Source organism: Candidatus Cloacimonadota bacterium (assembly GCA_020532085.1).
Classification (GTDB): domain Bacteria; phylum Cloacimonadota; class Cloacimonadia; order Cloacimonadales; family Cloacimonadaceae; genus Syntrophosphaera.
On record JAJBAV010000001.1, the window covers coordinates 131687 to 153813 of the forward strand.

Consider the following 22127-nt stretch of genomic DNA (forward strand, 5'->3'; position numbering starts at 1 on the left):
CTCACTGGCGGCTGGCGGGGCTTGTTTTCAAAGGCGTTCCGCGAGCCAAGATTTGCTCAAGTTTTTTTCCCGCCCCTTTTTTGTCAAACCCCTTGTCCGCGGAATCGTTCCACGGTGGATCAGAGCTGGCAGATCTGCCTGCTTGGAAGCGCAGTTTTTGGTTGACAGATCTTTGAGAGTGATACAATTGAAAAAAACTGCAAGGAGCAGCCATGAAAGCGTCATCTAATGAGGCTTCATTCCTCGGAAACGTTGTCCGCCGGGGTGCCCTCGTATTCCTTTTTCTGATCTGCGCGGCCCCGGTCTGCGCCCAAACCGATTATCTGGTGGTGGATGTGGACGATCTTTTCGGACTCTGGTACAGCGAAAGCGACTGGGGCGATTTTGATAACGACGGAGACCTGGACCTGCTGATGGCTGGTTACGGACCCACCTCCGGCCAAGGTTACCACAAATTTTACCGCAACGACGGCAATTCCGCCTTCGCTCTGCTGGATCTGGGCATCACGGGCACAGGCAACGGCAGCGTGGCTTTTGCCGATCTGGACGGAGACAACGACCTGGACGCCTTTGTCTGCGGCCAGTCTGCCACGGGTGTGGATTTCAGCGGCATCTACATTAACGAGGCGGCAAGCTTCATCCTCTCCGACGCGGTCATTCCGCACCGGATCTCCAGTTCGGTCCGCTTCGGGGATTACGATTGCGATGGCGATCTGGACATCCTCCTGACCGGCGGAACGGTTGACGATACCTCCACCAGCTTCATCCACATCTTCCGCAATGACGGTGATTTCAATTTCAGCCAGGTGGATGTGAACGCCCCGGGGATCAGATATGGCAATGCCGATTTCGGAGATTACAACAACGACGGCTGGCTGGACATCGCCCTCACCGGAAGCGCGGGAACCAGCAATTACATCTCCAAGATCCTGGCCGGTAACAGCGAAGGAACTTTCTCCGAAACCGGGGCAACCCTTCCCGGCCTGCGCTACAGCCGCATATCATGGTACGATTTCGATTGCGACGGCGATCTGGACCTCCTGCTCAGCGGTTCCTACAGCAATTCCGAACCCAGCGTGTTCAAACTCTTTCGCAATGACGGGGATGACGTCTTCACCGACGTCCCCCAGCCAAACGTGATCGGCGAAAGGCAGGGTGATGTGGCTTGGGGAGACATCAACAACGACGGCTATCCGGATCTGATCGTGAATGGCCTGATCACCACCACCACCTACGTGGAAAAACTCTATCTCTACAACCCCCAAAACGGCCTCTATGAAGACGCCCAGACCCTCACTTACCTCAAATACGCGGCCATTTCCCTGGGGGATTATGATAACGACGGCAAGCTGGACATGAGCGTAAGTGGCCACTATGCGTCCGGTAATTATTGGAACAAACTCTATCAGAACATCAATCCCGCGGCCAACACAGCGCCGCAACCTCCGCTGGCCTTGGGCAGCGAGGTCACGGGCAGCGACGTTCTGCTAAGCTGGGGCTCGGGCACAGACGGCGAAACCCCCTCTGCCGGGCTTTCCTACAACCTGAGAGTGGGTACCCTGCCCGGCGTCTGCGACGTCGTCAGTCCCCATGCCGACCTGGCAAGCGGCTGGCGCAAAGTGGCCCGGCCTGGAAACGCCGGACAGCGCCACGATTATTCCTTGCGAAACCTGCCCGATGGCACCTATTACTGGAGCGTGCAGGCCATCGACAACTGCTTCGCGGGATCTGGCTTCGCCCCCGAACAGACTTTCACCATCGGCGCCGTGCCCGTTCAGGAAAACCTGCTGCCCGCCCTTCCCCGGGTGTCCAACCATCCCAATCCCTTCAACCCCACCACCCGGATCAGCTTTACCCTGATGTCAGCCGGAAAGGTGGAAGTGTCTGTCTTCAACTCGCGCGGGCAAAAAGTGGCGATCCTGGCCGACGCGTGCCTTCCCGCCGGCGATCACAGCCTGTCCTGGAACGGAACCGGCCTGAACGGAGCCATCCTCCCTTCCGGGGTTTACGATCTTCGCGTCCGCCATGGCGCGGCCACACTGCATCACAGGATGGCGCTGATCAAATAGAGGCTGGAACAGGACTAACAGCTCGGCAGAAACCGCCGAAAGTCATTTCAGGACGGGTTCGGACCCATACCGGAAACGGGACGGGTTTTCCCTGATGAACCGCTCCACCGGCTTCCCCAACCAAGATCCGCCGCCGGCCCTGAAGTGGAAAAAAGCCGCCACAGCCACCAGCAACGCGCCCGCGAGGTCCATGGCCAGGTCGGCCATCGTGTTCTCCAAAGCGCGCTGCCAGTTATAGATCCCGCTCATGTCCGTGCTGGCGCGGCCTTTGAGCAGATTGAGGCCCAGCAGCTTGTCCACCCCGAACTCGAACAGCTCCCAAACCACCCCGAACGACAGGGTGAACCAGACCATGGCCAGAGCTGTGAGCGCAGGCCCCAGCCGCATGTGGATCTTACTGTCCCGGCTGAGGATGTGGAGCAGCAGCAAACCGGCGTAGGTGAGCAGCATGGCCGAGCCGGTGTGGATCAATTCGTCCCACCAGGCAAAGCGGTAAAAGAAATTGTGCAGCTCGCCCAGATACATCGAGGCTCCGATGAACAGCAGCCAGATCACCTTGAAAGGCTGGGGCAACGATATTTTGAAAATCTTCCCCAAGAGCGGGAACAGCAGGAACAGGACCACGGTCAAAACCGCGGAAAGCACCCGCACCATGTTTCCCTGCAGATAATAGCTCACGCCCGCCCAAACGCTGAGCAGGACAAGCAGCCAGCGGGCGATCAATTCGATCCTGGCTCCGGTGGTCTTATTTTCAGGCATTGCGTCAGTCCTTACGTGATTCTTGATCAGCGGACCTTTTCCCGTAATGCCGATCGTGTCAACAAAAAACTCGCGGCCTCCCCACCCTTTCCCCTGCCCTGTTTTTTCACTTGACAAATAATTACGTTCCATTTAAAAACGGATTATGAAGTGGAGCGCCTCTCAGCCGCGTCCAGGCAGGCCATATTCCGGGCCACCCGCCGGGATGTGAAGCTCTACGCCGCAAGAGGACTTGCGGCCATCACCGGCGCTCCCCAAGGCTGACAGAGCGGAAAAGTCCATTGGCAAAGGAGGTTTACGCCATGGAAACTTCACGAGACCTCTTGGCTTTCAAGTTGAATTTCCGGAGGTCTGTTGATGTTTGTCAACAGCTCCGGCCTCCCCCCTTCAAATCCTCATGGTAAGGAGTTCAGCATGAAAAAACTTCTCATCCTCACTCTGCTTCTCGCATCACTGGGAAGTGCGCATGGACTCGTCGGCTTCGGGGAGTCCAACATCTTCACCATCATCGTGCCGACCCTGCCGGTGGAGCTGTCGTCCTTTACTGCCGCGGTTACAGTCCAGAACTTTGTTTCAGTGAACTGGACCAGTCAGACGGAGACTGGCCTGGTCGGCTACCGCATTTATCGGGCTCAAGCGGCGGAATTGGCCGGAGCCCAGCTTCTCACTCCTGTCTGCATCCCGGCTACCAACAGCTCCCAACCGCACAGCTACAGCCATGTGGACCAGGAAGTGGAGCTGGGCCGCACCTATCATTACTGGTTGGAAAGCGCCGATTACTGCGGCAGCAACTTTTACGGCCCCGCCAGCGTAACCGTGGAACCGGCCTCCGCCCCACCCCTGCCCGAGGTCACCCTGATGCGTGATCCCTGGCCCAACCCCTTCAGAGCCTGCGCCAACCTCGAGATCGAGGTGAAGGCCGACGAAACCGCCGTCCTCGGCATCTACAACCTGGCCGGGCAATTGGTGAGCACCGAGAGCTTCAGCCCCGGCTATCACAAACTGGCCTGGGACGGCCGGGACAGCCGCGGACGCCCCTGCTCCAGCGGCATCTATCTGCTCCGCCTCGTTTCCCCCAGCCGTGTTTGCAGCAATAAACTGGTGCTGCTGAAATAGGGAGGCAGCCATGAACAAGACAATCCTGACCCTCGCGGCCCTGCTATCCGTCCTGTGCCTGTTCGCGGGCGCTCCGGAAGTGACCGCCGTGACCGCCTCCCAGCAGGAAAACCTGGTGGTGATCGACTACTACCTCGCCCATCCCGACGAATTGTTGTGTAACGTCTCGGTGGAAATATCGGACGACGGTGGCCTCAGCTACGGCATCGTTCCCAGCCCTGGTTCCCTGAGCGGGGATATCGGCATCCTCGAAGCCACCGTACAGGGCGCTCCCCGCCAGATCGTCTGGGATTACAGCCAGGACGGCATCCCCTCTGGCACCAACTACCGTGCCAAGGTGGTCGCCGACGATAACATCCCCGTCATCGTATCTCCCCTCACCCATGTCCTCACAGCCGCCGATCTGCCCTTCATAGTGCATATGGACGAGATGAACCTGGTGCTTCTCAACTCAGCCCCGGCTCAATACTACACCCCCGGCAACATCCTTGTAATGGCTCCCTGCCCCCAGATCCCCTCCGGCCTGATACGCAAGGTCGTCAGCTTCTATTTCTCGGGCAACCTGGTTTACCTCGAAACGGTAACTGCCACGCTGGAAGAGGCCTTCGATCAGGTCCAGCTGAGCTTCAGCGGGGACCTGAAAGCCTCGGACATGGTTTCCTTCGGCCCCTTGGTGGACGGAGTCACTTATGTTCCGGATGGCAAGGACCTCAGCCATACATTCGACCTGAGTTTCGAGATGACCACGGATGAAGGGGTCAAACTCGCTGTCACCGGGGAAGTTAAAATTACCCTGGGCTACGACATGAGCATCACCGTGAGCGGACCCTTTTGGGACACGAAACTGAGTTACCTGAAAGCCGGTGGACATGGATCTGTGAATGCCACCATTGGACTGGAGATCGGCGGTGAACTCTCGGTGGACAAAAAGGTCGAACTCGGCGTGATAAATTTCGCGCCCATAACCGTCTGGGCGGGTCCCGTGCCAATCGTTTTGCTCCCCTCCGTGACTTTGGCCCTGGAGCTTGAAGCCGGCGTGGGAGCCTCTGTCACAACCTCGGTGACCGATATCGTAACTTTTTCCGCCGGGATCAAATACGATGAGGACGCTTCGGCCCAATGGTCACCCTATGGAGACGCCGCCAATAGCTTCAGCTTCAATCCGCCTTCGCTCTCCACGAGTTTGAACGCCTCCGTCGCCGCGGGGCCGCAACTGGAGCTCAAGCTCTACGGCATTGCCGGTCCGTTTATATATACCCCCCTCTACGTTGAACTGGAAGCCGATGTCTTTGCCACTCCCTGGTGGACCTTGAAGGCCGGCTTCAAAGCCGATGCCGGGGTGGAGGTTGAAGTGTTGGGCGTCGGATTGGAATGGGGAGTCACCGTTTTCGACTACCCCATTACTCTGGCCTCGGCCACCACCGACCAGGTCGCCCAGCCTTCTTTCAGCCCGGGCGGAGCAAACTATGCCGCCGCCCAGAACGTTACCATCTCCTGCTCCACCGACGGCGCTTCCATCCGCTACACCACCGACGGCAGCGATCCCAGCACCGCCTCAACCCTCTACTTCGGGCCGGTGAACATCAACTCCGACACCACCCTGAAGGCCAGGGCGTTCAAGAGCCCCTGGAAGCCCAGTGACACAGCCTCGGCCACTTACACGATTTCAACCCCGGCGGTGGCGACCCCGGCGGTCAGCCCCGCTGCCGGAGACTACCTGACATCCGTGGTTGTCTCCATCTCCTGCGCCACCGACGCCGCCAACATCCACTACACCACCGACGGCACCACTCCCACCACTTCCTCACTCCAGTATGTGAACCCCTTCACTCTCACAGAGTCCGCCACCGTCAACGCCAGAGGCTTCAAGGACGGATACAATGCCAGCCTCACCGCCTCCGCCGCATACGCGATCATCGACGTGGAGGAGTATGGGTCCGGAAAGGACGCCAGCATCCACGCGGCCATGCCAAACACCAACGACGGCACCGGAGAGCGCCTCACTGTGAGGAACGGGGTGGGAAATCCGCTCTATCCGCCCCCGGCCGGGTCCTGGCAGATCGACACCCTCATCTGGTTCAGCCTGGCTTCGGTCCCCGCTGGCTCCACCATCGATTCCGCCACCCTGATGCTATACTACTGCGATAACAAGGACAACAACCCGGCAGGCCGGACGCTGTCGCTTTTCAGCGCCAACCTGCCCTGGAACGAAAACACGCTCACCTGGAACAACCAGCCCACCTATCCCGTGGCCACCTCAGTCTCCAGCTCCGTGCCCGCCTCCTGCCCTTCCTGGATGGCCTGGGACGTAACAGCCGACGTCCAGGATTTTGTGGCTGGAACAACCCTCAACTATGGCTGGAAGATCACCGACATCACGCCCTGGAACGACTACAACATCCCCATCACCTATTTCCGTTCCCGGGACTACGTCAATACAACGGAACGTCCCTACCTCGAGGTGCAACTGGCCGGAAAGGCGGAGCCGCTGATCTTCAAGTGAATTGATTTGTCCGGACTGCGGCCCTTTGACTGCAAGGCCTGCCGCTCTGGCAGGCCTTTGCTTTCCAAGGAGTCGTTCCTGAGGCCATCGATCCGGCTGTTTGGAAGCCACCCGCCTGATCCCCGCACCAGAGGCGGGAATCTCCCGGGAGGCAGGCTGGAGGGGCAGTAGAATCAATAAGGGATGAGCCTCGGAAAGCGCTGAAAGTGTGGATAAGGTGAAAATCCCTGCGATCCGGTTGATCGCAGGTAAACAAAGGCTCTCTTTCAAATCAAGTAACTGAGGCAACCCGTTATGAACCATGCCATCTTATCTTGGGTTGCCAAATCCCTGCGCTGACTCTGCACAGCGGCAGAAACTTAACCTGGACACACAACCCCGCCTTGCGCGGGGTGCAGGGCTATAGGCGGGGTGTTTCAACCCCCTTAAAAGCACTCGGGCAAATCCCTGAAAAACCCCTCGCCAGAGGGGAGCATGACTTCGGTTCGTGATTTATCGCGGATCAGAGGTGCGTTGCTAAATCCCAGATCATTATGGCGAAGCGATTAATCGCTCCGCAAATTCCTTCACCCTGCAGGATTTTATCCTTTTGCCTGGTCATCCCTGCCACGGGGGTTGAAACACCCCGCCTATAGTGCTTCACCCCTCTGGCGAGGGGTTTTTCCGGCCATTACCCACTCGGTTTGAAAAAGAGCCAAAGAAAAAAACAAGCTTTGGATTGCTACTTGCGTAAAAAACGCGGATCGCCACACCCAGAGGGGCTTTGGACTTCAGACAGCGAGGGTTGATCCGCAGCCAACAAAACCAGACCCTGTTTGAAGCCCAAGCCGGCCAAGCGATTGCGTTTGTTTCAACTCTATACAGCCGGCTAGGACTCCATAGCTTACAATGCATACGTCATCCCGGACTTGATCCGGGATCCAGCCCCGCAGCCGGAGTGGGGATAGCTTGGTTTCTGGAATGAATCGCCGCAGGGTGTGGCAGTTTTAATAGTTCTAATAATTCACAAGTTCCCCTTATACGGGGGAAACCGATTTTAATGATTCTCCAAATTCACTGATTCTCTCTTTACGGCCCCGCCGGAGGGGGCATTTGCCGGTAATGACAGCACATGGACGGAAGACCATATATTACATATATATACCTATATAACTACTAATACCTACTATATTACTATATATTATATCTATATAGTATATCTATCAGTATCTTATATATCCTGGACCTGGTTCTGGACCGGGGTTTATAAAAAGGGGCCGTATAGGGTGAATTGGTGAATTTGGGGAATCATTAAAATTGAATGATTCGAATAATTCACAAGTTCCCTTTATACGGCCCCGCCGGAGAGGGGTTCTGGGAAAAATGGCACAACCAGGACTTAAACTCCTATATACCATATATATACCTATATAACTACTAATACCTACTATATTACTATATATTATATATAAGTATATATATAACAGAAACTTGGACCCTCTTCACCCCGGTCTTGGATGAGACAAGCCAAAAGCGGCTATATAAGGGGAATTTGTGAATTATTCGGATCATTCAAACCAGCCCTGGTCGATTGGGTTTAGAGGAAGCTTGGAACGGGGAGGGCCGTATAGGGTGAATTGGTGAATTTGGGGAATCATTAAAATTGAATGATTCGAATAATTCACAAGTTCCCTTTATACGGCCCCGCCGGAGGTGAGAATTGTCCAAATAGACAACACCTGGATGTATAGTCATATATAGCATATATATACCTATATAACTATTAATACCTACTATATTAGTATATATTATATCTATATAGTATATATATCAGTATATTACATACCCTTCTCCTGGTCCTGGATGAGTCAAGCCAAAAAGCGGCCGTATAGTGGGAATTTGTGAATTATTCGAATTACTCATTTTCATTTTTGCACCTAAACCAAATCCTCCGAATTGACAACCGCTGTTTTTTCAACGGCGTCATCCCGGAGTCCATTACGTCATCCCGGACTTGATCCGGGATCCAGAAAAAGAACTGGATGCCAGCCCTCCCACCCGGCGAACTCGCTGCGCTCGCTCACGAGGACCCCGGCGTGTCATTCCGGGGAAGCGTACGCCAGCACGCTGGGCCCCGGAATCCAGACGGTCCGGGTAATGCCCTGGGAGGGTGCCGACACAGACGCAGTCTGTATCGGACCCTGCATTGGCCTGAATCTGGGATGGGCTATTCCCGCAAGAGCTGGATTCCGGATCTCCGGCGCTGAAGCACCTGCGTCCGGAATGACGCAAATTTGAGGCAGGGTGGGGGTGTTTAAATACGTGAAGCCGTCCAATCGGTAATCCGCATTAAAAGTGAATGCCTGGAAGCGTGAATGGAGCCGCAAACGTCCCCGTTTGCGAAGCCTCGGAGCAGCTTGTCTTTGGGTTCTGAAAGACCTTCCGGATCTTGGCAGACGGGGACGTCTGCCACTCCTGTTTAGCCCGGAATGACAGCATCAAACCCAAGCCGGGGATGCAAAAAGGCGGGAATGGATCCCGCCTTGGTTTGATCGTTTATTGAAAGCCGCGTCAGTGGGCTTCGTGCTTATGGGTTACCTGTTCGAGCACCTGGCCGCTGTTGACGGAGCGTTTGAAGTAGTAGGTGTGGAGCAGCTTGAGGGCGAGGGGGGAGTTGGGTTCGCCGAGGAAGCGCTCGTAAACCTTGAGAACTTCAGGATTCCGGTGGGACTGGCGCACGGGCAGATTGCGGTCTTCCTCGTAGAGGGAGAGGCCTCTGCGGGCGCGGGAAGCGATATCGTTGCCGTAGGGCTGTCCGCCGCCGCCGACGCAACCGCCGGGGCAGGCCATGATCTCGATGAAGTGCCAGGGCGATTCGCCTTTGGTGGCCAGGCCTTCGCGCACCTGGTCCATCACCTTGCGGGCGTTGGAAAGCCCGTGGGCGACGGCCACGCGAACCTCGCCGAAGCCGGGAACGTCGATCGCGGCTTCCTTCACGCCTTCCAGACCGCGGACACCGGTGATCTCGACGTTGGCGAGGTCGGTTTTGGTGACCAGGTAGTAGGCGGAGCGGATCGCTGCTTCCATCACGCCGCCGGTGGCGCCAAAGATGGTGCCGGCCCCGGAATAGAAGCTCATGCCCTCATCCGGTTCCTCTTCCGGCAGATTGGCGAAATCGATGCCCGCTTCCTTGATCATGCGGATCAGTTCGCGGGTGGTGAGCACATAGTCCGTGTCCTGGAAGCCGGAATCACGCAGTTCGGGGCGCCGGGCCTCGAATTTCTTCGCGGTGCAGGGCATCACGGCCACGGAGACGATCTTGGCGGGATCGATGTTGTGTTCCTGGGCGTAGTAGGTCTTGGACAGCACGCCGAACATGCTCATGGGGGATTTGGCGGTGGAAACGCAGTCCGCGAGGTCGGGATAGTAAGTTTCCATGAATTTGATCCAGCCCGGGGAGCAGGAGGTGATCAGGGGGCGCTTTTCGCCGGCAACCAGCTTGGCCACGCATTCGGTGCCTTCCTCCATGATGGTGAGGTCGGCGGTGAAGTTTGTGTCCATCACGCTGTCGAAGCCGATCTTGCGCAGGGCGGCATACATTTTCTTGGGGGTCACGGAGCCGAGCGGCAGGCCGAAATCCTCACCCAGGGAAACGCGGACGGAGGGAGCTTCCTGCACGATCACGTGTTTGTCGGGGTCGAGGATGGCTTCCCAGACCTCGTCGATCTCGCCGCGTTCGCGCAGAGCGCCGGTGGGGCAGTAAACCGTGCATTGGCCGCAGTTCACGCAGGGGCTGTTGGCCATGCCGAGCCCGAAGGCGGTGTCGATGTGGGCATCGATGCCGCGGTCGGAGAAGGTGAGGGCGTAAACGGTCTGAACTTCGTTGCAAACGTTGATGCAGCGTCCGCAGGCGATGCATTTGTTCACGTCGCGGATGATGGACAGGGAGCTGGTGTCGACAGGTTGTTTCACCAGGATGCTGGGCAGGGCTTCGGGGTCCACGCCGAGGTTATTCGCCAGGGTTTGGAGCTCGCATTTGTTGTTGGCCACGCAGGTGGGGCAAACCACGTCGTGGTTGGAAAGGATCATCTCCACCAGGGTTTTGCGGTAGGAACGCAGTTTCCTGGTGTTGGTAACGATCTTCATCCCTTCGGCCACGGGGGTGCAGCAAGCGCGTTTGGGGGCCGGATTTCCGGTGATCTCCACCACGCAGACGCCGCAGTTGGCCGTGGGCGGCAGATCGGGATGGTAACACAGGCTGGGGATATAGATCCCGTGCTGGCGAGCGGCTTCGATGATGGTCATCGTATCCGGAACTTCCAGATGTTGGTCATCGATCCAGATATTTACTGTTTTAGCCATTTCATATCCTCTTTATCTTACTTTTTTGTAATCGCTATGAATTCGTCTTTGAAGTATTCCACCGCGCTCCGGATCACCATCACGGGGGATTGGCCAAGGGCGCAGAAGCTGGTGGCGAGCATGGTTTCGGAGATGGTTACCATGAGGTTCACATCATCCATGGTGCCCTGCCCCTTTTTGATCTTGGTGATCAGCTTGTAGAGCTGCTGGCAGCCGTTGCGGCAGGGGGCGCATTTTCCGCAGGATTCGTGGCGGAAGAAGCGCAGGATCGACCACAGCATGTCCACGATGCTCTGATGCTCGTTCATCACGAGGATGGCGCCCGAGCCGAGGACGGCGGCATACTGCTTGAGGCTGGCGTAGTCCATGTTCACATCCAGCATCCGTTCCGGCAGGAAAACCCCGGCCGCGCCGCCAACCAGGGCGGCCTTGAAGCGGAAGCCTTTTTTCATGCCGCCGGCATAATCGTTGATGATGGTGCGCAGGGTGGTGCCCATGTCCACTTCGCAGAGGCCGGGATGGGCCACATCGCCAAGGATGGTGTAAACCTTGGTGCCGGTGCTGTCCGGGGTGCCGTGGGCCTTGAAGGCCTCGGCCCCTGCTTTGATGATGTAGGGCACGTTGGCCAGGGTTTCCACGTTGTTCACCACGGTGGGGCATTTCCAGAGGCCTTCGACGCCCGGGAAGGGCGGTTTCCAGCGGGGATTGCCGCGGTTGCCTTCCAGGGATTCGATCAGGGCGGTCTCTTCTCCGCAGACGTAGGCCCCGGCGCCGATCTTGATGGCAATGTCGAGGTCAAATCCGCTTTCGAAGATGTTGGTGCCGATGATGCCGTATTCACGGCACTTGTCGATGGCCTTCTGGAGGCGCTCGATGCAGAGCTTGTATTCGCCGCGGATGTAGATCCAGGCCTTGGTGGCGCCCACGGCGCGGGCACAGATCATCACGCCTTCCAGCAGTTGGTGGGGGTCGCCTTCCATGATCAGGCGGTCTTTGAAGGTTCCGGGCTCGCCTTCGTCGGCATTCACCACCACATATTTCTGGGGCGCGTCGATGGGGGCGGTGAAGCTCCATTTCACGCCGGCGGGGAACCCGGCTCCGCCGCGGCCCTGGAGGCCGGACTTTTTCACTTCATTGACGATGTCGATGGGCTGCATCTGGGTGAGGGCTTTTTCCCAGGCCTCATAGCCGCCGGCGCCGATGTATTCGTCTATGCTTTCAGGATCGATGATGCCGGAATTGCGCAGCACGATGCGGTTCTGATAGTTCAGCTTGGGAGTGTACTTTCCGGCGGCGTCCAGCAGCAAACGGGCGACGGGGCGTCCCTTGAGGAAATGTTCCTCCACCAGTTCGGGGATGTCCTCGGCCTTCACGTCCTGGTAGTTGACGTTTTCGGGATAGACGGAGAGGCAGATCCCGCGGCCGAAAAAGCCCAGGGGACCGGTCTCGAGGACATTCACCTCTTCCTGGAGGTTATGTTTGGCCAGTTCAGCGCGGAGGGCAACGACGAAGTTTTCCACCCCGGCCAGCAGGGAGGTTTCGTTTATGCCCACAAGGATGTGGCTGCGATAGAATTTCATTGGTTCCCCCTTCTGATCCTGGCGATGATCTCCTCCACCCGTTCTTCGGTGAGGTCGCCGTAAACGTCGTTGTTGATCATCATCACGGGAGCGTTTCCGCAGACGCCGAGGCAGGCGCAGAGTTCCAGGGTGAAGACGCCGTCTTTGGTGGTTTCGCCGGTTTCCACGCCAAGAAGGATTTGCAGTTTGCGGAGGATGTTTTCGCTACCCTTGATGTAGCAGGGCGGGGATTCGCAGAGGCGGATGATGTTGCCGCCGCGGGGTTTGGTGCTGTACATCGTGTAAAAGGTAAGCACGCCGTAGATGTGGTTCGGCGGAAGGTTCAGATACTCCGCCACGGCCTGCACGGCTTCCTCGGAGATGTAGTGCTGGGGATGGGTATCCTGGATCTCGTGCAGGATCTGGATCAGGTTGTCTTTGTCAGGAGTGTATTTGGCGCAAATTTCTTTGTACATGGGTACTCCTTGTCAGTCTTCTTCGGTTTGAGCGAGGCTGGCAACGTGTTGGATGACCTCGGCGTGCATGCCGGGGATCCTGTCGATGGCCTTCACAGGACAGACGTCCTGGCAGTTTCCGCATTTTATGCAATCCACTTGGTGGATGGTGTATTTTTCCTCGCGTGATCCGCTGATGCAGCTCACAGGGCACTTGCGGGCGCAAAGTGAGCAGCCGATGCAGCGGTCTTTGTCGATATTGAAGTGGAACAGGTCGGTGCAGACCTTGTTGGGGCAGGCTTTGTCGCGGATGTGAGCCTCATACTCGTCGCGGAAATAACGGAGGGTGGAGAGCACCGGGTTGGGCGCCGTCTGGCCGAGGCCGCAGAGAGAGAGTTTGCTGATGGTTTCGCCCAGGCGCAGCAGTTCGTCGATATCGCTTTCCTTGCCCTTTCCGGTGGTGATCCGGTCGAGGATGTTGTACATCTGTTTGAGCCCGATGCGGCAGGGAGGGCATTTTCCGCAGGATTCGTCCACGCAGAATTCCACGAAGAACTTGGCCACGTTGACCATGCACTTCTGGTCGTTCATCACGATCACGCCGCCGGAACCCATCATGGCCCCGCGTTCCTTCAGGCTTTCATAGTCCACCGGAACGTCCAGGTGTTCCTGGGTGAGGCAGCCGCCGGAAGGTCCGCCCAGCTGAACGGCTTTGAACTTGTGGCCGCCGGTCATGCCGCCGCCCACGTCAAAGATGAGTTCACGCAGGGTGATGCCCATCGGCACTTCCACCAGGCCGGTGTTTTTGATGTCGCCGGTGAGGGCGAAGACCTTGGTGCCCTTGCTGGTGGGGGTGCCCATGGAGGCAAACCAGTCCGCGCCTTTAAGGAAGATGGTGGGCAGATTGGCCATGGTTTCCACGTTGTTCACCACGCTGGGTTTATCCCAGAGCCCTTTCACCGCGGGGTAGGGTGGTTTGGGGGAGGGATTTCCGCGTTCGCCTTCCAGGGAATGGATGAGGGCCGTTTCCTCGCCGCAGACGAAAGCTCCGGCGCCGGTGCGCACCTCGGCCTCGAACGAAAAATCCGAGCCGAAGATATGCTCACCCATCAAACCGGCTTCCCGGGCTTGGGCGATGGCTTGCTTGATGCGCTTGATCGCCAGCGGATATTCCGCGCGGATGTAGAAAAAGCCTTGGGAAGCGCCGATGGCATAAGCGCCCAGCATCATCCCTTCCAGGATGCGGTGGGGATCGCCTTCCAGCAGAGAGCGGTCCATGAACGCGCCGGGGTCGCCTTCGTCGCCGTTGCAGATGATGTATTTCTGGTCGGCCTGAACGTCGTGCACCAGTTTCCATTTGATGTGGGTGGGGAAACCGCCGCCGCCGCGGCCGCGCAAACCGGAGGCTTTCACCAATTCGATGGCCTCGAGGGGCGTCATCTGGGTGAGCACCGTGCCCAGGGCTTCATACCCGCCGGTGGCGATGTATTCGTCCATGCTTTCGGGATCGATGTAGCCGCAGTTGGCCAGCGCCACCTTCACCTGTTTCTGGTAGAAGGGCACTTCCTTTTTGGCGGAGATCACCTTCTCTTCGTCCTGCAGCATCAGGCGCTGGACGGGGCGGCCTTTCACGAAATGCTCGGAGACGATCTCCTCCACATCATCCACACTCACGTGTTTGTAAAAGATGCCTTCGGGGTAGATCACCATCACGGGGCCATAGTCGCAGGGACCCATGCAGCCGGTCTCGATCAGGTTGACCTCATTGGCGATGCCTTTTTCGGCCAACACGGCGTGAAACCGTTCCTTGATCTTCAGAGCGCCCGCCGATACGCAGCCGGAGCCGCAGCAGATCAGCAGGTCAATTCTTTTCAGAGACATTACTCAACCTCCAGCTCAGTCGCCAGTTGCCACAACGTAATCGGAGACCACCCTGCCATTGACGATGTGCTCGACGACCACCTTTCTCACCTTGTCCGGATTCATGTTTCCGTAGGTGACTTTGGCTTTGCCATCTTCGATGAGGTCCACCACCGGTTCCATCGAGGAGAGGCCTTTTTCGCCGGTCTGGGTAACCAAAACATCGGTGAGGTTGCGGTTGGAAATCTCTTCCAGAAAGGTCTTCATGACTTCGCGGGCACCCATCGCGATGCCGGATGTTCCCATCCCCACCACGATCTTGACGCGCACGCTGCCGCCACGAAGTTTCATCTCTTCCTGGGCCTTTTCCCGGATTTTTTTGAGGTCTGCAAGTGTTTTCATCAGACATTCTCCATGTTTGTATTTTGTATTCCTTCATTTAATGACTGGTCGATGTATTCGATCACATCGGGGTAGGTGAGCGGGATGTCGCCCAATTCCTCTTTGATGGCGGCCGTTTCGAAGTGGAAAGAGTGTTCCCTGCCCCTGTCGCAATGGATCAGGATGACGTGGAAGTCCACTTCCGGATGGCCGACGATGGCGCCCAGCAGGGTGGCCTTGAGGTTGCCCAGGGGCATGCGGTCGATGTGGTTGAGCTCGAAATCCACGGTGAGCACGGTGCCGAAACCGGGCTGGCTGCTCATCATGAACGAGCCGTTGCTCAGCTCCGCGTTCTGTTTGAACAGCGGTATGCCCAGCCCCACTTTCTTCTCCCGCTCCGCTTTGCTGGTGTAAAACGGGTTCTGCGCCATGGCCAGGGTCTCGCTGTCCATCCCGGAACCGTCGTCCTCCACGATGATCCGGAGCAGGTTCGCGCCCACATCCTTGATCACGCGGATCTTGACGTTCCTGGCCCGGGCCCGGACGCTGTTTTCAATGATGTCCAGCAGATGCAGGGAAATATCTTGCATTACGCTGGCCTATTGATACTTTTTCAGGATCTCGGACATCTTCTCCCTGGTGTCCACCCGGCCGTAGGTTTCTTCGCCGATCACGAAGACCGGCGCCAGCGAACAGGCTCCCACGCAGCGCACCGCGCTTACCGTGAACCGCCCGTCCGGGGTGGTCTCGCCCATTTTCACGCCCAGCTCTTCCTCGATCATCTGGGCCAAACGCGGCGCGCCTTTCACATAGCAGGCCGTGCCCATGCACAGGTTGAGGGTGTACTTGCCCCGGGGGGTCATGGTGAAGAAGTTGTAGAATGTTACCACTCCGTAGATCTTGTTGACGGGGATGTTCATTTCCCGGGCAACGAATTCCTGCACTTCAACGGGCAGGTAGCCGAAGATCTCCTGGGCCTGGCGCAGCACCTCGATGAGGGGGTTGCGCAGCCCCTGGCTGGCTGCGATGACGGCTTTGAGCCGTTCATACAGCAGATTGTCTTGCTGTGTAGCGGGAGTCATTAACTCCTCCTGTTCTCTATTTTTTTTATGCTAAAATCTTTCTGTTTTCAAGGCCCAGCGCGGCTTTTGCAAGCTCTTCCACCCTGGGAGCGGCGGCCCAAACCCGGCTGCAGCCGGAGCCCAGATCGGCCAGATAATGCGCGTCGGAACAGCGCAGCCAGCTTTTGCCGGCCAATTCCGGATGGGCGCCCAGAAACCCCGCCAGGTCCGCTTTGGCGGTGAGGCCAAAGAGCTCAAATTGGGGTTCCGCGGGCAAAAATCCCAGCTGACCGATCAGGCTGTTCACGGACGCGTCCACATGGGCCGGAACGCAGTATCCTCCGTGGCTTCGAGCCACATCAGCAGCGGTGTTCAGGTCCCAGAGGGAGGAGTTCATCAGCGCTCTAAGTTCCATTCCTAAAATGTTCTCATTTTCGTCAATGATAACTTGATCGCCAAAAAATTCCGGGTCGTTGGCGATCGGCAGCAGCGAGGCGTAAAGCTCTTCGCCAAAGGCCTGCGCCGCCCGCGGAGCGTCAAAATAGACCAGCAGATGGATCTCTTCGGCGGTCTGCACTTCCACGCCCCAGGTGAAAGCCAGTCCCTCCCTGGCCGCGACGGCGGCGTAAGCAGGGCAGTTGGCCAGGGAATTGTGGTCCGTGATCGCCATCCAGTCGATCCCGCAGCTTTTAACCCGCGCGACCACCTCCCGGGGCGACATTTCCAAACCCCCGCAGGGTGAAAGCACGGAATGGATGTGCAGGTCCGCCGTGAACCATCGCATGGGCTAGATCAACTGATGCAGCATTCCGTAGAGGATCCCGGCCAGGCTGAAAGTGTCCAGCGGGCTGGAAATCAGGCAGATCCCCTCGCTGGCGGCTTTTTCCACCACCGTTTCGTCCGGGGCGTTGCCTTTGGCAAAAACGATCGCCGGAATTCCGGTGAGGGAAGCCACGGCCACGGTGTTCAGATGCTTCATGATGGTGATCCAGGCCTGGCCTTCGCGGGCCGAGCCCATCACGTCGCTGAGCATGTCGCAAACGTATCCGCCGCTAAGGCTTACCTGGGCGGGGTCGAGCTGGGGAGTGTGGTTGACGCCTTCGACGGCGGCCATGAATTCTGCCAGTGTGATCATCTCAGTATCCTGTGTCATTGCTGTTCTTCTTCCTTGGAATGGCGCTTGAGCAGCACCACGCAATCGTCGATGGTGGCTTTACCCTGCACGATGTCCTCCGCCAGGGCGTAGCAGGTGGGCGAGCCGCAGGCGCTGCAATTCAGGCCGGGCAAAGAGGTTAGGATCTCGTTGATCCGTTTCATCTTGACAATGGCGGCCTTGATGTCTTTGTCCAGTTCCATGATCGGCCGCGGGGCCAGGGGAACCACGTCGAATTCTCCGGCGTGGTAAAGGTTGTCCAGGTCGTGCACGTCGATCTCGCTGTCGGTGCCTTCCTTGATCATCTTTTTGATGCGGCTCATGGCCACAAAGGGATTTTCCACGTTGAAGGAACCGCCCACGCAGCCGTTGGTGCAGCTGCGCAGCACGATGTAGTCGTATTGGTCCAGATAGTGGTCTTCCACCCGGGAAAGGATCTCCATCACGTTTTCCACACCGTTCACGGAAAGGGCCCGGATGTCCTCGCAGTCAACCAGCTCCGCCTGCACGCCGGATAGCGCCCAGGTGAGTCCTTTGGGGTAGGTTTCCAGGTGGGGCGGGTGGTTTTGCAGGTGTTTGATGTGTTCGTGCACCTTGCCATAGATCATGCCGATGGAGAAAGCGCCGTCCTGAAGGTGTTTGTAGGCCCCTTCGGGTTGGTGCACCGCGGTCACATGGGCCGGGCAGGGCACGATCAGGAAGATGCCGATCTCGTCTTCCGCGAAGCCTTTCTCCGCCTTGATCCTGTCGCGCAGATAGCTGGTGAGGATGCTCATCGGCGCTTCCAGATGGAAGAGGTTCGGCAGCAGCGAGGGAAATTTCAGCTGGATCAGCCGCACCACCGTGGGACAGTTGCTGCTCAGGATCGGCCGCTTTTCGCGGTTGGCGCGGATGTAATCGCGGATCATGCCGATCATGAATTCCGTTACCATCGCCTCTTCCTGAACTTCGTCGAAGCCCAGCTCAAAGATGGCCTGTTTGGCCACTTCGTAGGAGACGTCTTCGGTGAATTGGCCAAAGTAGGAGGTGGAAAGCACCGCCACCTTGTACTTGAAATTGTGGATCAGCTCGAGCGGATCGCTGCGCGGGATGATCGCGTGAAATTCACAGGCTTCGATGCATTTGCCGCAGTCCACGCAGCGGTTGGGATCGATGTGGGCCTTGCGGTTCCGGACCCGGATGGCCTCGGTGGGGCAAACCCGCACGCAGGCAGTGCAGCCGGTGCAATTGTCCTCAAGGATCTGGAGGGCGTGATAGTATTTTTTTTCCTGTTTGTCCATCTTACTTGAAAAAGATCAGAAATTCCAAAAATGTGGTGTTGCCCGCTTCCGAATTTATATGCAACGCGTCGGTGTTCTTCTTGATGTTCGGCAATCCCAGCCCGGCCCCGAACCCCAGTTCCCGCACCATGTCGTCCGCGGTGGAAAAGCCCGGGATCATTGCTTGTTCAATGTTTCCGATCCCCGGCCCGTTGTCCTGGAAGATCATGTGGATCAGGTTCGGATGGATGTGGCTGAGCATTGCCCCGCCCAGAGAGTGGGCCGCCACGTTGATCTCGGCTTCGTAGGCCGCCACGGCCACTCGGCGCAGGATCTCGGGATCCACTCCCAGCCGCTTGAGCAGGTTCTTCACATCCGCCGAGCCTTTGCCGGCGCTGTTGAAATCCTTCTCCGGGATCACCGAATCCAGCGTCACGTCGGCCTCGGGAGGCTGTTCAAAATGCTTCCGCACAGCTTCTTCAAAGCCTTCGCGGATATGCCAGTACTCCGCCATGCTCAGATCTTGCAGCTGCGCAGCCCGGCGTTGAAAAGCAGGCCGCTGGAACGGTACATGGTGAGGTTGGTGCAGATGAGGGGCAGGTTTCTTTCCAGGGCCATGGCGGTGATCTCGTCCAGGGGACGTTTGCCGCGCACGAAGATCACCCCCACGATGTCGATCATGTCTGAAAGCCTGATCACCTGATTGTTCGTAAGGCCGGTTAAAAGCAGGGTGGGCTCCTTGGTGCACATCAGTATGTCGCTGATCAGGTCCGAGGCAAAAGCGCAGGGCACCTCCACCTCCAGATCGGCTTCAGGGGTAAGCACCTCGCCGTCCAATAACTGTACGATATCCTTTAATGTCATTCACTGTCACCTGTTTTATATAGTGAGGCCAAACCACAGGAAAGGCCATATCAGTCAAGCAAATAATTGCCCAACGGGTTCAACGTGGCCGGGGAGGAAATCCAGTCAATGGTTCGGAAACCGGCAACGCGCGCAAGCCAAAAAAAATGACTTGACAAATATATGATACATTATATGGTCTGCGTGTATTAATGGACGTCGTCCAGATACAAGACACTGGGTGACTACGCCTTGTTTTATGGAACCCGGATGGGGCAAAGCTCTGTGGCGGGGTTTGCGTATTAGGGGGAGGAACCCATGAAAAATACGCTGGTTGTCGCGGTCCTGCTATTTCTGCTCTGCGCTGGATTGGCCGCGCAGGAGATCACCACCCGGTCCTACGGTTCCCTGAAGCTCGCCACAGTAAATGTTTGGAGCGGCTCAGACTATCAGGGGCTGCTGGCTTTCGGTGAATGGGAAACGGAGGCGGTGAGGGAACAACGTTATCAAAACCTGGTCAACGAGCTGCGCCGGCTGAACCCGGACCTGCTTTTCCTGCAGGAGGTCAACCCCGTACGCGGCTACAGCAGGCGGATGGCCCAAGACCTGGGCCTGGATGAGATCCATCAGGTTTGCATCGGCGGGCTGAAGATCTTTGGGCTCGGCATCCCCAAGGGCTTCCAGGAGGGCAAAGCCATCCTGGCCAAACCAAAGCTGAAACTCAGCAAAACAGACGACTGGAAGCTCTCCGGGGGTCCGGGCATCTACTCCGACAATTTCACCTTCCATCTGGATGAGACCATCTCCGCCCTGGTTGGCCAGATCGTTTACCGGGATAAACCGATCAACCTGGTCTGTGTCCACCTCTCCGCCTATCCGGAGCTCAGCCCCGCGCTGCGGGACGAGCTGGACGCGCTGGCGCTGGCCGATTCGCTGACCACACTGGAGTACTGGGATATTGTGGACAAATGGAACTCCGGACTCCGGCGGCGGGAGCGAGAAGCCCAACTCCTGCTGCAAAAGGTCTCCGGCCTGGAGGACGACGTGCCGCTGATCATGGGCGGCGATTTCAACGCCACGCCCGGCTCCGACGCCATGCTCAGGCTGGCCGCGCTGGGTGAATTCACGGAAACCTCCATGGGCGGCAAGCCTTTCGTGACCTGGGACGCCGCGAACAATCCCAACACTCTGCCCAGCACGCTAAGGCAGGACGCCCGCGGCAACCCCAACACCCATTGGGAAAACTTCAACGCCCTCAACGCCGCCGTCAGCCGCCGCCTCGACTATCTCTTGCTCAGCGATGAGTTTGACCGCCGGGACATCCTAAGCCACCAGCCCTTCCTCAATGAACCCAGGGCTGGATCGCACCCCTCCGACCATTACGGCGTCTTCAGCGAGGTCAGCCTGGACCAAGCTCTGAGGGACGCGCCAGGCTTGTTCGATGCGATCCCCAAACACGACAATGCCCAGATCAGCCTGCTGCCCATCGTGATGTACGACACGGACACCGGCTTCGGCTACGGCGTGAAGTCCTTTTTATGGAATCTGCTCCATGCCAACGAATCCTTTGATCTGATCCTCTTTCAGAGCACAGGTGGAGAACGCTGGTACAAGCTGGAATTTTCCCTGCCGGACCGGGAACTCCGCCAGCGCAAAAAGTACCCGCTGGCCGTGGACCTGAAGATCGACTACGACAAGTGGATCAACAACAACTTCTTTGGAGTCGGCTCCGGATCGAGTTTTGCCAACCGGGAGAAATTCACCAAAGAGCCTTTCGAAGTGCTGCTGAACCTCACCCATCCCTTCAGCCGCTATCTGAACGGTCAGCTCGGATTTCGCTTCAAGCACGTGAGCGCATACAACTACCTCCCCGGAAGGCTCCTGGACCAGTATCTGAACACGCCCGGCTCCCTCCGTGATCCTGAATCCGCCTACCTGAGCAACATCCTCAGCCTGCGCTACGACACCCGCGACAGCTTCAACAATCCCAGCCGCGGCTACGCCCTCCAGTATGACTTTGAAACCAACTGGCCGCAGCACAAACTGATGGAGAGCGTCTCCGCCAAAAGCCTGCAATTCGACTGGGGCGATGAGTTTTACTTTCTCCGCAATTCCCTCAGCGCCCAGTACTACACCGTGCTCTGGTATCCCAAAACCGTTCTGGCGCTGCGTTTGCAGGGCCAACAGCAAAGCGGTGACAACACCCCTTTCCAGGCCATGCTCCCCCTGGGGGGAGGCACCACCCTGCGCGGGACCCCGGCTGAACGCTATCTGGTGAACACCACCCTGGTGGGCAACGCCGAGATCCGCTTTCCCATCTACAAAGCGCTGGGAGGCGTGATCGGCTATGATGCCGGGATCGCGGCTGATTCGCCAGCTGAAGTTGACCTGGGCAAGCTTGCCTCCAATCCCGTGTTTGGCTTGCGGCTGTACCTCTACGGGATCATCGCCCGCCTGGATATCGGCCTGGGCAGGGACGCGATGGGGCTCTATTTCAATTTCGGCCACGCTTTCTGAACCACGGAGTTCCCCGAATCGCGTGGACTCAACTGGATATCCGCTTTGCGGCAGCATTGCCAGGCAGGCCGGAAGCTATTTTTGGGCCTTGGTTTGGCGTGCGCCAAACATTTGTCTTGACAGGTGGCAGGAGCCTGCAACCTTAGCCAAAATCGCCACAGAAGGTACATCCATTGACTAGATCCCACCCAAGAGAACCAAGCTCCAAATCGCAGTCCCCGGCCAAACATGGGCAGGCGGCCGGGATCGGC

17 protein-coding genes are annotated in these 22127 nt (G+C 57.7%); 4 read left to right on the forward strand and 13 right to left on the reverse strand.

What is annotated here, in order from left to right; all coding sequences use genetic code 11:
• Positions 1–212: 212 nt before the first annotated feature.
• Positions 213–2069 (forward strand): FG-GAP-like repeat-containing protein, encoded by a 1857-nt coding sequence (locus LHW45_00535; GenBank protein MCB5284071.1) that lies wholly within the window; start codon positions 213–215, stop codon positions 2067–2069.
• Between the two features lie 42 nt (positions 2070–2111).
• Here the strand turns inward: LHW45_00535 and LHW45_00540 are convergent, their stop codons facing one another.
• Positions 2112–2828 carry a hypothetical protein gene (locus LHW45_00540; GenBank protein MCB5284072.1) on the reverse strand — a complete coding sequence of 239 codons (717 nt, stop codon included), beginning with the start codon at positions 2826–2828 and terminating at the stop codon, positions 2112–2114.
• 414 nt (positions 2829–3242) lie between these two features.
• Here LHW45_00540 and LHW45_00545 point away from each other — a divergent pair, with 414 nt between their 5' ends.
• Together LHW45_00545 and LHW45_00550 are read left to right on the forward strand one after the other, a co-directional pair.
• Complete coding sequence (locus LHW45_00545) at positions 3243–3944, forward strand: hypothetical protein (protein ID MCB5284073.1); 702 nt, start codon at positions 3243–3245, stop codon at positions 3942–3944.
• 10 nt (positions 3945–3954) lie between these two features.
• Positions 3955–6447 carry a chitobiase/beta-hexosaminidase C-terminal domain-containing protein gene (locus LHW45_00550; GenBank protein MCB5284074.1) on the forward strand — a complete coding sequence of 831 codons (2493 nt, stop codon included), beginning with the start codon at positions 3955–3957 and terminating at the stop codon, positions 6445–6447.
• 2550 nt (positions 6448–8997) lie between these two features.
• Here the strand turns inward: LHW45_00550 and LHW45_00555 are convergent.
• Genes LHW45_00555 through LHW45_00610 form a run of 12 tightly spaced genes read right to left on the reverse strand, consistent with a single transcriptional unit; the run spans position 8998 to position 19380 of the window.
• A complete protein-coding gene (locus LHW45_00555; protein ID MCB5284075.1) occupies positions 8998–10788 on the reverse strand; it encodes a [FeFe] hydrogenase, group A in 1791 nt (596 codons plus the stop codon).
• 17 nt (positions 10789–10805) lie between these two features.
• A complete protein-coding gene (nuoF, locus tag LHW45_00560; protein ID MCB5284076.1) occupies positions 10806–12368 on the reverse strand; it encodes an NADH-quinone oxidoreductase subunit NuoF in 1563 nt (520 codons plus the stop codon).
• The gene (gene nuoE, locus LHW45_00565) at positions 12365–12823 is read right to left on the reverse strand and encodes an NADH-quinone oxidoreductase subunit NuoE (GenBank protein MCB5284077.1); all 459 of its coding nucleotides are present in this window, start codon (positions 12821–12823) and stop codon (positions 12365–12367) included. The genes nuoF and nuoE overlap by 4 nt, the downstream gene beginning before the upstream one ends.
• Positions 12824–12835: 12 nt before the next feature.
• Positions 12836–14683, reverse strand: coding sequence for an NADH-quinone oxidoreductase subunit NuoF (locus LHW45_00570; protein ID MCB5284078.1), 1848 nt, complete (start codon positions 14681–14683; stop codon positions 12836–12838).
• Positions 14684–14698: 15 nt separating this feature from the next.
• A complete protein-coding gene (locus tag LHW45_00575; GenBank protein ID MCB5284079.1) occupies positions 14699–15064 on the reverse strand; it encodes a (2Fe-2S) ferredoxin domain-containing protein in 366 nt (121 codons plus the stop codon).
• Positions 15064–15633 (reverse strand): ATP-binding protein, encoded by a 570-nt coding sequence (locus LHW45_00580; GenBank protein ID MCB5284080.1) that lies wholly within the window; start codon positions 15631–15633, stop codon positions 15064–15066. The genes LHW45_00575 and LHW45_00580 overlap by 1 nt, the downstream gene beginning before the upstream one ends.
• Positions 15634–15642: 9 nt before the next feature.
• Positions 15643–16125, reverse strand: a complete 483-nt coding sequence (locus LHW45_00585; protein MCB5284081.1) for an NAD(P)H-dependent oxidoreductase subunit E — start codon at positions 16123–16125, stop codon at positions 15643–15645.
• Between the two features lie 25 nt (positions 16126–16150).
• The gene (locus tag LHW45_00590) at positions 16151–16888 is read right to left on the reverse strand and encodes a PHP domain-containing protein (GenBank protein MCB5284082.1); all 738 of its coding nucleotides are present in this window, start codon (positions 16886–16888) and stop codon (positions 16151–16153) included.
• Positions 16889–16891: 3 nt separating this feature from the next.
• Positions 16892–17239: a hypothetical protein gene (locus LHW45_00595; GenBank protein ID MCB5284083.1), complete on the reverse strand. Its 348-nt coding sequence runs from the start codon at positions 17237–17239 to the stop codon at positions 16892–16894.
• Between the two features lie 14 nt (positions 17240–17253).
• Positions 17254–18537, reverse strand: coding sequence for a 4Fe-4S binding protein (locus tag LHW45_00600; protein ID MCB5284084.1), 1284 nt, complete (start codon positions 18535–18537; stop codon positions 17254–17256).
• 1 nt (position 18538) lies between these two features.
• Positions 18539–19030, reverse strand: coding sequence for an ATP-binding protein (locus LHW45_00605; GenBank protein MCB5284085.1), 492 nt, complete (start codon positions 19028–19030; stop codon positions 18539–18541).
• Positions 19031–19032: 2 nt separating this feature from the next.
• Positions 19033–19380, reverse strand: a complete 348-nt coding sequence (locus LHW45_00610) for a transcriptional regulator (protein ID MCB5284086.1) — start codon at positions 19378–19380, stop codon at positions 19033–19035.
• 297 nt (positions 19381–19677) lie between these two features.
• On the opposite strand from LHW45_00610, the gene LHW45_00615 reads away from it, so the two are divergent.
• On the forward strand, positions 19678–21876 hold the full coding sequence (locus LHW45_00615; GenBank protein MCB5284087.1) for a BamA/TamA family outer membrane protein: 2199 nt from the start codon (positions 19678–19680) through the stop codon (positions 21874–21876).
• Positions 21877–22127 lie beyond the last annotated feature (251 nt).